We start from the raw sequence: 14,594 nt of genomic DNA, 5'->3' as shown, positions 1-14,594 counted from the left end.
AATGACGTGCATACACATACTACCATGGAGGAATCATGATCGTTTTTCTTGTCCTGCTCGCCTTGGCTGTCGCCATTCTACTGTGGGTCATCCTCCTCTACAACAGCCTGGTGCGCATGCGCAACATGGTGCAGGAAGCCTGGAGCGGGATCGACGTGCAGCTCAAGCGGCGCACGGATCTGATTCCCAACCTCGTGTCCACGGTAAAGGGGTACGCCGAGCACGAGAAAGGCACTCTGGAAGAGGTCATCCGATTGCGCGGGGTGGCTCAGAACGCGCAGGGCGTGGGCGAGACGGCCCAGGCACAGGGGCTTCTGGGGGCTGCGCTGGGCAAGCTTTTCGCCCTGGCCGAGAACTATCCCGACCTCAAGGCCAACGCCAATTTCGCCCAGTTGCAGGCTTCCCTCAGCGAGATAGAAGAGCAGGTGCAGCTCGCCCGACGCTATTACAACGGCGCAGTGCGGAATCTGAACATCGCAGTGGAGTCCTTTCCCTCCAATCTGATCGCCGGGCGTTTTGGTTTTGAAAAGGCCGAATTCTTCGAGCTGGAAAGCCCCTCGGAACGGGCCGTGCCCAAGGTGGAGTTTTAGGGTGGCGGGCCTGCGAACACGGGTACTCCTGGCCGCGCTGCTCACGCTGCTTTCATGCGCGCCCCTGTCCGCCCAGACCGAGCGGATTCTTGATTTTTCATCATTGGTGCTCATCGATCCGGACGGCTCCATGGTGGTTACGGAGACCATTACCGTCCAGGCTGCCGGGGAGCAGATCAAACGCGGGATCGTGCGCGAGTTTCCCACGCGTTATACCGGGCGGGATGGAAACACGGTGCGTGTCGGATTCACGCTTCTGGACGTGAAGCGTGACGGCGTGACAGAGCCCTACCACACCGAGAACAAGTCCAACGGGGTGGCCATTTATGTAGGCAGCAAGGATGTCTTTCTGCAGCCGGGGCGATATTCCTATACCCTCATCTACCGCACCACCCGGCAATTGGGTTTTTTCGAGGAGCATGACGAGCTCTACTGGAACGTCAACGGCAACGGCTGGCGGCTGCCCCTGGACCGGGTCAGTTGCGAGGTGCGCCTGCCGGGCGAGGCCCGGGCCCTTGAGGCCGTGGCCTACGAAGGGCCCATGGGCAGCACGGACAGCTGGACGTTTCCGGTCAGCGGCCGGCAGGTGGTTACCTTCGCGTCCTCGCGGCCATTCGCTCCCGGTGAGGGGCTGACCATAGCCGTATCCTGGCCCAAGGGTATTGTGACTCCTCCCTCTGCCACGGAGCAGGCGACGCAGGTTCTGAACGAGAGCGGGGGATTGCTTTTTGCGGGCCTCGGGACCTTTTTGCTCGGCATCTATTACGTGCTGGCCTGGATGAAGGTCGGGCGCGACCCGGCCAAGGGCGTGATCATTCCACGCTTTGCTCCGCCGCGCGGTTTTTCCCCGGCCATGGTGCGCATGCTGACGCGCATGAAGTTCGACAACACGGCTTTCAGCGCAGGCGTGGTCAACATGGCGGTCAAGGGGGCGCTGAGGATCGGGGACAATTCGAAGATGCGCCTGACGCTGGCCGACCATCCTCCGGCAGGCCTCTCTGAGGGGGAGCGGGCGGCCTGGGACGAATTGCGCAGGGCCGGAACAGTCATCGAGCTTGAAAACGTGAACCACAAGGTGGTCAGCGGGGCCCGGCGGGCCATGAAGAACAAGCTCGGCAAGGAACTGTCCTCCAATTATTTCCTGACCAACACGGGCTGGCTTGCGCCGGGGGTAGGCATCACCCTGGCCTCGGTGGCGGGCATGGTCTTGAGCGCCTCCGTTCCGCCAGGAGCACTCTTCATCTGCGTGTGGCTGACGTTCTGGACTTTCGGCTGCTTCATGCTGGTGCGCCAGGTAGTTGTCGCGTGGCAGGGAGGAGGTGTCCGGGGCAAGGCCTCGGCCCTGTTTCTGTCCGTCTTTACATTGCCTTTTCTGGGCGGTGAGGCGGTTGGATTGTGGCTTCTGTCCAGCCAGTTGGGGGTTGCGGCGGTGCTGGGGTTTGGGGGCATGATTTTCATGAATGCGCTTTTCTATGAGCTTCTGAAAGCGCCGACTCGTATCGGCCGTCTGACCCTGGACGAGATTGAGGGCTTCAGGCTTTACCTCTCCGTGGCCGAAGAGGACCGATTGAACTTCATTCATCCTCCCGATGAGACTCCCGAGCTGTTTGAGAAGTTCCTGCCCTACGCCATGGCGCTTGGGGTTGAAAATCAGTGGGGAGAGCGTTTTGCGGGTCTGCTGGAGCGGGCCGGATACGATCCGGGCTGGTATGAAGGCCGACGCTGGAACAGCATGCATCCGGGCCTGTTCGCTTCGGGCCTTGGGCGGGGCATGGAGTCCGCCATATCCTCGGCCTCGTCAGCGCCGGGCAGTTCCTCGGGCATGGGCGGAGGCGGCTCGTCCGGCGGAGGCGGCGGTGGAGGCGGCGGGGGCGGATGGTGATTTCATGACATGAGAAACGCACGAGGGCCGGTTCAGGCGAACCGGCCCTCGTACGTTTCAGGCGTTCGGACAGCGCAACATCGCCGGATGGTTCAGGCCACTTCCCCTACAAACTCCACGTAATCTTCCATGGTAAGTTCCAGTTCGGCGACCTTGATCTCGGAAAGGTCCAACTGGATCGCTTCGGGGCTGGTCGCCAGGTCGATGTCCGGGGTGTGCATGAGCCCGATTCCGGCCTTGGCCAGGACCTTGTTGGCCAGGCTGACTATGAGCAACACGATGTCCCGGCCGTCCATGTTCTCGTCATGATGGTTTTCGGCCACGGCGCAGTAGATTTCAGGCAGATTCCAGGTCTTGAGCAGTTGCGCGCCGATGCTTTGGTGCTGGGTTTCGAGGACTTCCTGGATGAAGGACTGCGGAACTGTCTCGCCCAGCTGCCCGCTTTTTTTCAGGTCGGCGATGGCCATGAGCAGGAAGGCCTTGCCGATGTCGTGCAGGAGACCTGCGAAAAAAGCCTCGTTCATCTTGCTCGGCAGCCGGCATTCCTTGGCGATCCATTTTGCGCCAAGGGCGCAGGCCACGGAGTGGATCCAGAGTTGATCCATGTATTCGCGGATAAAGGAATCCTGGGTGCTGAAGGACTGTTTCTGGGTCAGCAGGGTGACCAGGTTGGAGACCTCCGCCAGGCCGAGGCGGACCATGGCGTTTCTGACCGTGGTCACTTCGATCATGCCCCGGTAAAAGGACGAGTTCGCCACCTTGAGGAGCTGACCGGCTATGGCCGGATCGCGCAGGATCTGTTTTTCGATGATCTGCATGTCCGGATCCGGCTTTGCCATCTCCTGCTGGATGGCAAGGCCTGTGCGATTGAACGGCGGGAGCTGCGCCTTGTCCGAGTTCACATGCTCCATGAGGATTTCGATAAAAGACTTGGCCTCGTTCATTGCTAAACTCCGAGCAGGCGGCGGGTTTCTTCCAGAGGGCGTGGTTTGAGAACAAGAGGCAGGCAGCGCATGACCTCTTCCAGGGTGGTGAGGCCTTCGGCGGCCTTGACCAGACCTTCTTCGAAAAGTGTCACAAGCCCCGCGCTCTCCAGGGCGATCTTGCGGATGTCGAAGCTGGTCCGCCGTTCAAGGATGGCGGCGCGGACCATTTCATCGAGAATGAGCAGTTCGAACACCGCGATGCGGCCCCGGTAGCCCGTGTAACGGCAGTGGGAACAGCCCGCGCCCTTGCGAAAATTGGAGCCCTGGATCGAGGTCTGCGTGTAGCCGAAAAGCTGCAGCTCGCCCGGGCTCGGCTTGTACGGCTGGGAGCACTCCGGACAGATGCGCCGCAGGAGTCGCTGGGCGACCACGCTGACCACGGTGGAGGAGATGAGGAAAGCCTCGATGTCCATGTTCATGAGCCGGATCAGGCCGCCGATGGAGTCTTCGGTGTGGAAGGTGGTCAGGACCTTGTGCCCGGTCAGGGCTGCCTGCACGGCCACCTCGGCCGAATAGTTGTCGCGGATCTCGCCGATGAGGATGACATCCGGGTCCTGGCGCACGATGTGGCGCAGGGTCTCCTCGAAGGTCAGGTTGATCTTGGGGTCGATGGAGCACTGGGAGATGCCCGGGATGACGTATTCCACCGGCTCTTCGGCGGTGATGATGGACAGGAGCGGGGTATTCAGGTGGTGAATGCAGCTGTAGACCGTGGTCGTCTTGCCCGAGCCCGTGGGGCCGGTGATGATCACTACGCCGCTCGGCCGGGACAGCGCCCCGTCGAGAAAGCGCTTGAGTATCTTCGGGTACATCCCGATGCCAGTGATGTCGATGAGGTTGCCCTGGCGGTTCAAAAGCCGCAGCACGATGGCCTCGCCGTGGATGGTCACATAGAAGGAGGCCCGCATGTCCAGTTCGCCGCCGGGGTATTCGAACAGGATGCGCCCGCCCTGGTGCCGGCGCTTTTCGGCGATGTCCGCCTTGCACATGATCTTGATGCGGCTCGAGATGTTGGGGATTATCTCGCGCGGGAAGTCCTTGTAGGGTTCGAGCACCCCGTCGCGCCGGAAGCGGATGCGCAGACGGTCCGGGAGGGGCTCCATGTGGATGTCGCTGACATCGAGGTCGATGGCGTCAAGGATGATGCGCTCCACGATGCCCGAGGCCGAATCGTCATCAACGGATTCCTTGTTCTGAGAGCCGCGCTCGAAGCGCTGGTAGGTCTCGACGATGGATTCGCGCGTGGCGATGGCCGGCAGGATGCCTTCTGGAAAGATGGTGCGCGCCTCTTCCTGGTCGTCCAGGTCCAGGACATTGGCAAAAGCCACGACGACCTGGTGCTCCTGCCTTTCAATGGGCACATAGCTCGCCTTGTTCCGGTACGTGACCGGAATCTGGTGCAGAAGGGAGATGTCGAGGTTTGTGAATCTGGGATCCACGAATGGGTAGCCAAGCTGCAAGGAAAGTGCTTCAAGGAGCTTGAATTCCTTGATGAAATTATTGTTGACCAGGACTTCGCCCAGCTTCTGCGGGGTCTTGCTGGTACGCTGTATCTGAAAGGCGGCTTCAAGATCCGCCTCGCTGATCAGCCCGAGCTCAAGGAGCAGGCTGCCGATGCGCATGGACAGCTTGTTCTTGCGGATGGCTGCGGTAACCTGGTCCCCGGTTACATACCCGAGTTCCTTGACGATTTCGAGCAGGGGCTTGGGACGGACGAGTTTTTTGCGCAGCCGTGAGGCGTGGAGCGCCTGCGCGTCCGTGAGGAGTCCTTCCTTGATGAGTATGCCAATGAGTTCGCCGTGGGTAGTTGGTTCGCTGGTCTTGGGATTATCCTTCGGCATCGGGGCTCCACGGTGAGAGTTGATCAGTAGCGACAAGGTCTTACAGAGAGAAAATTATGGAGTCAAATTGAGCAGGCAACTCTCTTTTGTCAGACGTGGAATTCATTTTGGGGAACTCGCAGGCAGGCGGACATGAAAAACGCAACCCTGGCCCGAAGTGGACTCCACGCTGATGGAGCCGCCCATTTTCGAGAGCAGGTCCCGGCAAATGGACAGTCCAAGGCCGGTGCCCTTGCCGGCAGCCTTGGTGGTGAAAAACGGTTCGAAAATGTTCGGCAGGATATCTTCGGGGATGCCCTGTCCATTGTCCTCGACATCGATGCGCACGAAGCTGTCTTCGTGGGAGGAACGCAATTGCACCAGCCCGTTGTCCTTCTCGATGGCGTCGATGGCATTGTTGACGAGGTTCAGTATGATCTGCTGAATTTCGGTGGGTGAACTCTCGACTTCCCCCACCTTGGGATCAAGGGCCAGCCTGATTTCCACGTCCCGGTATTTGGCCTTTTGCCGCGCGAATCCGGCAATGTCCTCCAGCAGCGAGTTGATATGCACCACCTTTGTCGTGGTGTCGGCCTTGCGCGCGAAGCTGAGCAGCTTGTGCGTGATCTCCCGGCAGCGATGTCCCTGGGTGGTGATGGTCAGCAGGGACGAAAAGATTTCCTCGGTGTTCTCCTGGCTGTGCGGGTCGTCCGATTTGAGCAGGTCCTGGATCCAGCCCGCGTTCTCCATCATGATGGCCAGGGGATTGTTGATCTCGTGCGCGACACCGGCCGCAAGCTCCCCGATGGCGGCCAGTTTGCCCGCATCCATGACCTGCTTTTGCATCTGCTGCAGTTCCCGTTCGGCTTTTAGCAGGCGCTGCTCCGTTCGCTTGGCCAAGGCCAGCGCGGTAATGATGACGCCGATGCACCCGGCGATGATGATGGCCAGGGCCAGCAGGCGGGCTTTGTGCAGCGGTTGCAGCAGCTGATCCTTGGGCTGGCGGATGGCCAGGATGTTGCCAGTGGTTCGCAGCGGCGCGCAGCCGTAGAGATTGGTCTGGCCGCTGGCGTCCTTGGCTTCCAGGACCACGGGCCTGCCTTCGGGGAAAATTTGCTGGGCAAGCAATAGCGTTGTTTCCCGGCTGTCCGGTTCGGCGCCGCTGGCAGCGCTGTATGCGCCCTGGCGGTCCAGGAAAAATGCGCCTCCGGTTCCTCCGGGATGGAAGAGGCGGATCTTTGCCTGGATCAGGTCCGGATCGAGGTGGGCCCGCAGCAGCCAGGCCGTCTGCTCGGAGGTGATGCGCACGGCAAGGAAGCAGTATGTCTCGCATAGCGCCAGATTGCTGACAAACTGGGGGCGGCTTATGGCCTGCGCGAACCACGACTCTTTGGCCGGGACCGGCTGCGAACTTTCGTTCCCGGTGCCGGCGATGATCGTGCCGCTTGCGTCGACAAGATCAAGGCCCAGGAAGACGCCCTGATAGGCGTTTTGCAGGGAGTGTAGACGGGCGCGCAGATGGCCGGGGTCCGACAGCTCCGCTATGGACGCCGAGTCGGTTTCCTGGCGGAGATTGGCGATCTTTTCTTCGAGAAAACCGTCCAGGTTCTGGACCGAATTCATTGCCTTTTCAGCCAGGAGCACCTGGGTTTTTTCCCGGTATGCAGCATCGTAAAAAACATAGCCCAGGGTCGCGATGCACAGGAGCGGCACTACGGCAACCAGAATGGACAGGACGGTCAATTGACCGCTCATGAGACGGGGAGACGTGATGCTTTTGTTTGTCCGGGCTGAGTTGTCTTTGACTGGAGAGGATTGGATCATGGTCCGTCCGAAAGATGCGGGTCATTTGTCCCGGTTTCGAATGTCCTGTCGCCAGGAGTTGAGGGGTGCGCAGCATCCTCCGCCGGCGTGTTGATTGTGGCGGATTCCGTCCCCGGACTCGCCTTCGAGCATGGTCAGGCACAGGTAGCGCCCTGCTTCATGGCTCCAGAAAAGTTCGGGACAGCGAGGCAGATAGCCGTGGCGGCGCGAGGAATCGGTGCACTGGTCATGCAGACAGCACCACCCACATCCAACACAGGGCAGATACGACATGCGATTCTCCGTGTGTTGGGGGCTGTGTCGGAACATGGGCCTGCCATGCAAGCCCTAAGTGGAGGCTAGCTCAAGGGCATGTGATGGTAAAGTGAATTCTGGGAATTGGGAGCATCCGTCATGATTTGGTTGCACAAAACGTTTGCGCGGGGCTTCGGGATGATCGTGCCGGCAGGTTGTGTGGCCGGGAAACTGACGCAGGTGGCTGCGAAATGGAAGGACCGGGGCATTTTGGCCCCGGTCCGGGTGACTGGAATCAGAGCTGTCTGAGAATGTTGGGATGATGGAATTCGTCGAACATGTCCTCGGTGTGGCAAGCCGCGCAGTTGCCCTTGCTCCCGATGGGGCCTGGGTGGCCCTGGTACTGCAACGGCTGGATCGCATCGAGATCCGGGTGAAACGCGTTGGCGGCCGGATATTCGGCGTGGGTCGAGCCGTGGCAGGATTCGCACATGAGCCCCGCGTCGTCGGTGCGCATGCGATAAAGCCCTTGCGGTCCGCGTACCCATTGGTTGAAGGCTGAAGGCTGCGCATCTTGCGGCGGTTCAAAGTCCACGTGACAGCTCAGGCAGTCCGGTTGGTCGTTCCATGGCGTGCGAGGCTCGATTTCTTCAACGGAGGCGACCAGTCTGGGCTTGATATGACGCATGAGCAGGTCGGCCTTGGGCTTGCCTGCCTCTTTTTCGGCCTTGAGCAGGGTCAGGGCGTGGTCTTCCAGGGTGCCGTGGCAGCTGACACAGGTCACTCCCTTGCTCGCATGCGCGCCACGGGCGCAATAGGTGTAGCTGTCCGGGCCGGTGGGATGGCAGGAATGGCAGGGTTCGGCGCCGGGAGCTTCGGACAGGTAGTTGGCGTGGAATCCGTGGATGGCGGCCGGGAGGTTCAAGAGCTCCGGTTTGCCTTCTGCCTTGAGCAGCGGATCGGGATGGCAGCTCTGGCAAAGCACCGGCTTGCCTGCTTCCGCCTGGGGCAGCAGACCGGTCTTGTGACGCCGGTCATGTCTGGCCAGGACATCCGAGGCCGTCAGCACGGAGATGCCCATGGCACCGTCGTGTCGCCACGTTCCGCCGTGACAGTTCTTGCAGCCGATCTCGGTAGAGACCGGGGCCACGACCTTGGTGCCGGCCAGGACCTTGCCGGTCTTGGCATCCCTGGCTTCAAGATTGAAGACGGGATAGGGGTTGATGGTGCCGTCGTCCGTGTAGGGCAGGACGGGGATGCCGTCGGCCAGAAAGGTCAGGCTCTGGTCGTTTGGCTTCATCACGCCCGACATGCCCAGGCCCTTGGCGCTGACGTTCGGTGCCAGCTCCTTGCCCACCAGCGAAGGTGCGTAATTCCAGAATTCCACATGGTTGCTCGGATTTTCGAAGCCCGCCGGGGCCGTGAAGGTAATTTCCACGCCCTCGGTCACGAGCTCGGGCACCGGGCCGCGTCGGATGAGCTGCGCCATCAGGGTGCTGCCCGGAGGCAACAGGGAGAAGCGGCTGTCACTGTCGGAGATGCATTTTTCGCCCAGGGTGCACCAGGCCAAAAGTACGTACTCGTCGTCCTGGGCATCGAAGGCCGGGATTTCAAGTTCGAGTTCGGGGCGGGGTCGGGTTTGTTTCGTGACCTCGGGGGCGCCGATCAGGTCATGCACGATGTAGGAGGCCAGGGCCTTGCGCTCCTGCGGCGTGCCCGCAAAACGCGGCATGTAGGAATATATCTTGCCCATGCCCGCGATCTGGGCTTCGAGGCCCACGGTTCCGAATTGCGCGGCCAGGCGTTTGATGTTGTGCAGGGGGCCGCCGATGGAGTGGCAGGCTGCGCACTGGCCTCGAAAAATCTCGCGACCCGCGGCCCTGGCGTTTTCAGGGGTGATCTCCCGGTTTTGGTGCCAGCTCGAGGTTTGCAGAAAGCCCTCGGCGGAGATGGCGTCTTCGGTGCCGGCCAGGATGGCGTTGGAGTACATGTAGCCATGGATCAGGTAGGGTCTGCGTCCGGCTTCACGCATGGTTTCAAAGCAGCCCATGTACAGCAGGCCTATGACGAGCAGGACCAGGGCCATGGGGCGCTTGATTGCGGCCGGCATGCGTACGGCCATGGCCAGGCCTGCGGCAAAAAGGATCGCCGATATCCACAGGAATCCCTGCATGTACGGGCCGATTTCCGGGTTCGCACCGAGGACCATGGCCTGCGGGCCTTCGGGCAGCACGCTCACGTACCACCACCCCGACAGAAGCAGAAAGGCGAAGGGGGCCAGCAGCCAGGTCGCGCAGTAGCGGACCAGGGTTTCACGGGTCTGGGGATCCTTTTCCCAAGTGGCGGTCACGAAGCCGTAAAGTCCGGCCAGGATGATGGCAATAAAGGTTCTGAAGGCCAGTGCCGGCCAGAAGGAGGGGTTGAAGAGTCCGTCCCAGAAGTCTCTTGTCTCCAGCCAGTCCCCGGGAGTCAGCATGAAACCGATGATCCCGTTGATCATGAAGAGCGACATCCACCCGAAGAAGAAATAGAGCCAGCCGATGGTGAGATGGTTGCGTCTCCCCATTTTTCCAAAGGTGTAGAAATAGATGAACAAAGACACGATTTCGCACAGGAAAAAGACCCATTCGATGGCCCAGGCAAAGACGAAGGTGTGGATGAGCTGGGTCGTGGCCGCGGGCGCGACCAGTGAGATGATGAACCAGATGCCCACTCCGGTGATTCCGCCCAGGACCATGGTCACCAGCAAAAAGAATTTGGTATGCCGTTTCGTGTAGTCGATGATGGGCTGGGAGTCCCGGCGGTAGCCGAGTTGTTCGGTCAGAACGAGAAAGAGCCCTCCGCCCACGGCAAAGTGGGCGATATAGACATGAAAGACGGCAATCAGCGCGATCATCAGCCCGCCGCCGGCCCAGTGGAGTTCCCAGATTGGAAAGTTCATGAGCGCACCTCCGAGTCCGTGGCGGCGGTACGGAGCATCCAGGCAATGATGCACAGCCCGGCCGCCAGGGTCAGGATGAAAAGGACAAGCGGGAGATATTCGCCGGTGACGACGCGGTCGCTCACCTCAAAATATGGGGTCAGGTAGGCGTCCCGGACCAGGTCCCGCAGAAAGAGCATGAGGATTATGGTGGCGAGGGACAGGGTCGCCGTCGCGCCCGCGTTGTAGCGAAGGGCGTTGCTGATGCTGAAAATTCCGATGGTCGCGCCCGTGACAAAAACAAGGGTGTGCGGCAGGGAGCCGCCCAGCAGGAGAGCCGTGACGCGGTCGGGCAGGGCAGTGAGAAACCACAGGCCCAGCGCCATCTGCACCATGGTCGTGTAGGCGTACCAGTTCATGCCGTGTCGGACCCAGCGCTGGGCCCCGGGATCGTTTTTGACCTTGAATCTGTAGAAGAGAGCCAGCGCCAGACCCGCCACCGCCACCGATGACGCGACGAAGTGCAGGTAGCGCGGCAGTACGGTCGGATCGGATGTGTTGAGCAGCGTGCCCCATGGATTGTCAAAATATGCGTCCCAGCTGGCGGGGTTGAGCATGAGGGTCATGTTGAGGGTGAATATCAAGGCCGTGGCCAGCAGGCATACTGTGGCCAGGCCGATGAAGACAGTGCGCAGGCCGCCAAGCGAGACGTAGCTGAAATCATAGATGTAGGCGCTGGCGTAGGCGATGATGATCAGCCCCACGACCGACAGCCAGTAAACAGCCATGAGCACGCTGCTGGTGTAGATGAACTGCCCGTAGAGCACCTGTATGAAGAGCAGGGGCGCCACTCCGAAATTGACGGCAAAAGCGATGGTGAAGGGCAGCTTGACGGAAATGGATTTGGTCAGAGACTCGGTTTCAGTCTTGCCTCGCAGATGATGGACCAGTGCGATGATGGACGCGCCGAGCATGACGTTCATGACCAGGATGTGCAGGATGAACGTGGAAACCTGAAAGAGGTAGAACCAGCCCCATTCCACCGGAATGGGCAGGGCCTGGGGGATGAGATTGGTGGGATCCATGAACTTCTCCGTGTTGTTGGTGTGCTGCTTGCCAGAAAAAACTTTTCCGCGAAGGTTTCATCTATCCAATTTAGTCATAGGCGTCAAAAGTTGCTCGCATTATTTCGGGTCTGTGCTTGAAAATCCGAGTTTCTGCGTTGCCGCGATCACGCGGTGTCCTGTTTTTTGAGCAATTCTTCAAACTGTGCGGCGGGAACCGGGGGCGAAAACAGATATCCCTGCCCAAGTTTGCACCCCAGTGATTTGAGCTGCTGGAGTTGCTCCCCGGTCTCTATGCCTTCGGCCAGCGGGGTTATCTCCAGGCTGATGGCGATGCCGAGCATGGCGCGAATGAGGGCGAGCGCGGACGCTTCGGGCAGGTTCTTTACGAAGGACTTGTCTATCTTGAGGACGTCGAAGGAAAGGGAACGTACGTACGACAGGGATGAATAGCCGGTCCCGAAGTCGTCGAGGGCGCTCCGGACGCCCATTTCGTTAATGGATTCGAGGATGCCGCGAACCTGGTCGATGTTTTCCATGTACACCGTCTCGGTGACCTCAAGGGTCAGCTGCCCCGGGGGCAATTGGCTGGCTTCAAGGACCTGTTGCACTTCTCTTGGCAGGTTGCCGCGTTGAAAATGCCGCGCGGAGATGTTGCAGGAGATGCGCAATTGTCCCCATCCGTTCTTGTCCCAACTTCGGGCCTGGTGGCAGGCCTGCGAGAGGATGCTGAAGTCGATGTCAGTGATGAGGTTTGTCTGTTCCGCCACGGGTATGAAATCCGCCGGAGAGACAAGGGTTCCGTCCTGTTTGCGCCAACGGGCCAGGGCTTCGGCCCCAACGATTTTTTTGGTTTCAAGGTCTATGACCGGCTGGAAGAAAGCAACAATTTCTCCTGCGTCGAGGGCCAGGCGCAGCTCCCGCTCAATCTCCACGCGGCGCTGAGCTTTCAGGGTCAATTCCGGGGAGTGAAAATGGAACATGTTCTTGCCGAAGGATTTCGCCTGATACATGGCCAGATCCGCGCATCGCACCAACTGTCCCGCCGTGTTGCCGTCTTTGGGGAAGACGGCGACACCCACGCTGACCCCGAGAAAGGTCTCGGAACCTTCGAGCTTAAAGGGTCTGCTGAACGTGTCGATAAGTTTTTGCGCCAGATTGGGATATTCGTTTTCATTGTCGCTGGCGCCGGACACGACGATGAATTCGTCGCCACCGAGGCGGGCCAGCATTGCAGATGAATCAAGGGCAGAGAGCAGGCGCTGTCCCACCTCCATCAGCACGATGTCTCCGGCAGCGTGGCCCCAGGAGTCGTTTATGATCTTGAAATCATCGAGATCGAGCAGGAGGACGGCCAGGCTTGATCTCTCAGGGTCGAGGCGCGTCAGGCTCCGGTCCAGTCTCTCCAGGGCGCAGAGGCGATTGGGCAACCCGGTCAGAGCGTCCGCGTAGGCGAGTTCATGCAGCTTCCCTTCGGCTCTCTTGATGTCGGAGATGTCGAGCAGGAAGGCGATGGACTGCTGTGACCGCGGGATCATGGCCACGGTGAGCTTGACGTGATGATGCTCTCCCGAAGAGTCAACCAGTCGCGCTTCATAGGTTCTTGGCGCAACGGTTTCGTTCTGACGTCTCAGAGTGTGGTAGCGGAGCATTCTCTGCACATCATCCGGATGGAAAAAGCGTGTCCAGGGCGGATTATGGAGTACGTCGTCCTGTGTGATTCCGGCCAGATGGAGGAATTCCGTGTTGGCGACGGCGATGGACGTATCCTCGTTGATGAGGACTCCCGGTGTGCCAGTGTTCAGGAAAATCGCTCGGTACCTCTCCTCGGATTCCTCCAGGAGGCGCCGCGTGCGTTCGATCTCGCGGATGTCCCAGAATGTTTCAAGCAGATATTCCTCGTCATTTCGGGTGATTATGGTCACCGATTTAAGGATGTCAATCCGTTTGCCGTCATTGCCGAGAAACTCGCATTTGTGATTGTCGAGGGTTTGCCCGAGATCGCAGACCGGGCATTTTCCGAATTCAGCGCCGCAGGAGAACTGGTGGCAGACCCTGCCGACAATGTCCTTTTCAGGCCGTCCGGCCAGGGCGATCGCATATGGATTCGCGCTGACGATGACCCGGTCTTTCTTGCGGATGAGCATGACGCCGACCTTGATCGCGCCCAGGATTTGTTTGAGAAAACGCTCGTTTTCATGGATGGACTCGAAGGCCGTGTCCACCAGGTTCGAGAGTTGGTCGATTTCGTCGCAGTTTTGATCCAGCCTGCACAGCTGTGCATCCGGCGCATCCCTTCTGACGCGCAAACTCAGCAGCGACAGCCTGGACAGGATGCTCTTCTCGAGAAAGGCGAAGCCGCTGAAGAAGCCGACAATTCCGAACACGATGACCACTGCGAGGCTGGTTCTCATTGTCGCGCGGGCCAGAATCGTGAGCTCTCGCGGAGCATTGGCGATGATGGCTATGGGCGGGCCGCCTGCCGCGTCGGAAAGGAGCAGGGCGCTCCAGACGAGGCCGTTTTCGGAGACTACGAGGGTTTCCCCGGGCGCAGGGGGGGCGGTGTGCAGTGCAAGCATGGCCTGCGGCAGTTTTTCCTTTTCGGCGACGTTGATTTGCAGCGCCAGTTCCGTGCGCAGGGTGAGTTTTTCGACGTAGGCGTTATCGATCTCCTGGATCATCCACAGCCGTCCTCGCGCCGGTCCGGTCTGCTGGGAGGTCAGCACAGCGCGGCTTGCCGCGATCCACAATGACCCCCCGACGTTAACCAGCTTCGGACTGCCACTGAAGAGGTCTTCAGGGGGATAGGTCAGGCCGGTTCTTCTGACATAGTTGAGCAGCTCTTCGCTTGGGACGCCGAGCGTCCCGTCATCGCGGGAAATCCGCGAGGCATTGAGGATTTCTCCCTTGTCGGTCACGAAAATTATGGCGCTCAGGCCTTGGTTGAGGAACACGTCCGGGGTGATGTTGCTTTGTGCATAGTCACCCGAGGTCGTGAGCATGAAGTCGTAGGTGTCATCCCACCACGCCCAGTCCTTGAGCAGGTTGTCGATGCGTTGCATGTCCTGCTGCAGGGCGTTTCGTGCGCGGCGGACATTGGCCGCGGCCAGGTCGCGCTCGAAGGTGTCCAGGCGTTCTGTGATGATAATTCCCACCATGAGCACGCAACCAATTCCCATGACCAGGAAGATCGCGGTGAGCGCGACAATCGCCCGTGAGCGCAGGGTGGTGAGGAGTTTTTTTGGCATGGTCCGCTTCATAAGTTGGATGCCCG

Annotated in this window: 9 protein-coding genes; 2 read left to right on the top strand and 7 right to left on the bottom strand. The window is 60.0% G+C overall.

What is annotated here, in order from left to right; genetic code table 11:
- The first annotated feature begins 35 nt into the window (after positions 1-35).
- Both CVU60_06760 and CVU60_06755 read left to right on the top strand, forming a co-directional pair.
- Positions 36-590, top strand: a complete 555-nt coding sequence (locus tag CVU60_06760) for a hypothetical protein (GenBank protein PKN42381.1) — start codon at positions 36-38, stop codon at positions 588-590.
- Between the two features lies 1 nt (position 591).
- The gene (locus tag CVU60_06755) at positions 592-2,472 is read left to right on the top strand and encodes a DUF2207 domain-containing protein (protein ID PKN42380.1); all 1,881 of its coding nucleotides are present in this window, start codon (positions 592-594) and stop codon (positions 2,470-2,472) included.
- Positions 2,473-2,564: 92 nt separating this feature from the next.
- Here the strand turns inward: CVU60_06755 and CVU60_06750 are convergent, their stop codons facing one another.
- The 7 genes from CVU60_06750 to CVU60_06720 form a co-directional block, all read right to left on the bottom strand.
- Entirely contained in the window at positions 2,565-3,416 is an 852-nt protein-coding gene (locus CVU60_06750; GenBank protein ID PKN42379.1) for a metal-dependent phosphohydrolase, read from the bottom strand.
- A 2-nt stretch (positions 3,417-3,418) separates the two neighbouring features.
- Positions 3,419-5,299: a secretion system protein E gene (locus CVU60_06745; GenBank protein PKN42378.1), complete on the bottom strand. Its 1,881-nt coding sequence runs from the start codon at positions 5,297-5,299 to the stop codon at positions 3,419-3,421.
- 102 nt (positions 5,300-5,401) lie between these two features.
- A complete protein-coding gene (locus CVU60_06740) occupies positions 5,402-7,021 on the bottom strand; it encodes a hypothetical protein (protein ID PKN42377.1) in 1,620 nt (539 codons plus the stop codon).
- 102 nt (positions 7,022-7,123) lie between these two features.
- A complete protein-coding gene (locus tag CVU60_06735; protein ID PKN42376.1) occupies positions 7,124-7,375 on the bottom strand; it encodes a hypothetical protein in 252 nt (83 codons plus the stop codon).
- 256 nt (positions 7,376-7,631) lie between these two features.
- Entirely contained in the window at positions 7,632-10,277 is a 2,646-nt protein-coding gene (locus CVU60_06730) for a cytochrome C (protein ID PKN42375.1), read from the bottom strand.
- Positions 10,274-11,341: a hypothetical protein gene (locus CVU60_06725; GenBank protein PKN42374.1), complete on the bottom strand. Its 1,068-nt coding sequence runs from the start codon at positions 11,339-11,341 to the stop codon at positions 10,274-10,276. Before CVU60_06725 ends, CVU60_06730 begins: the two co-directional genes overlap by 4 nt.
- Positions 11,342-11,487: 146 nt before the next feature.
- On the bottom strand, positions 11,488-14,580 hold the full coding sequence (locus CVU60_06720) for a bifunctional diguanylate cyclase/phosphodiesterase (protein ID PKN42373.1): 3,093 nt from the start codon (positions 14,578-14,580) through the stop codon (positions 11,488-11,490).
- Between the last annotated feature and the right edge of the window lie 14 nt (positions 14,581-14,594).

The organism is Deltaproteobacteria bacterium HGW-Deltaproteobacteria-18, from assembly GCA_002841885.1.
Lineage (GTDB): Bacteria > Desulfobacterota > Desulfovibrionia > Desulfovibrionales > Desulfomicrobiaceae > Desulfomicrobium.
The sequence above is the reverse complement of the archived record's forward strand: the minus strand, read 5'-3'. Positions and strand labels throughout refer to the sequence as shown.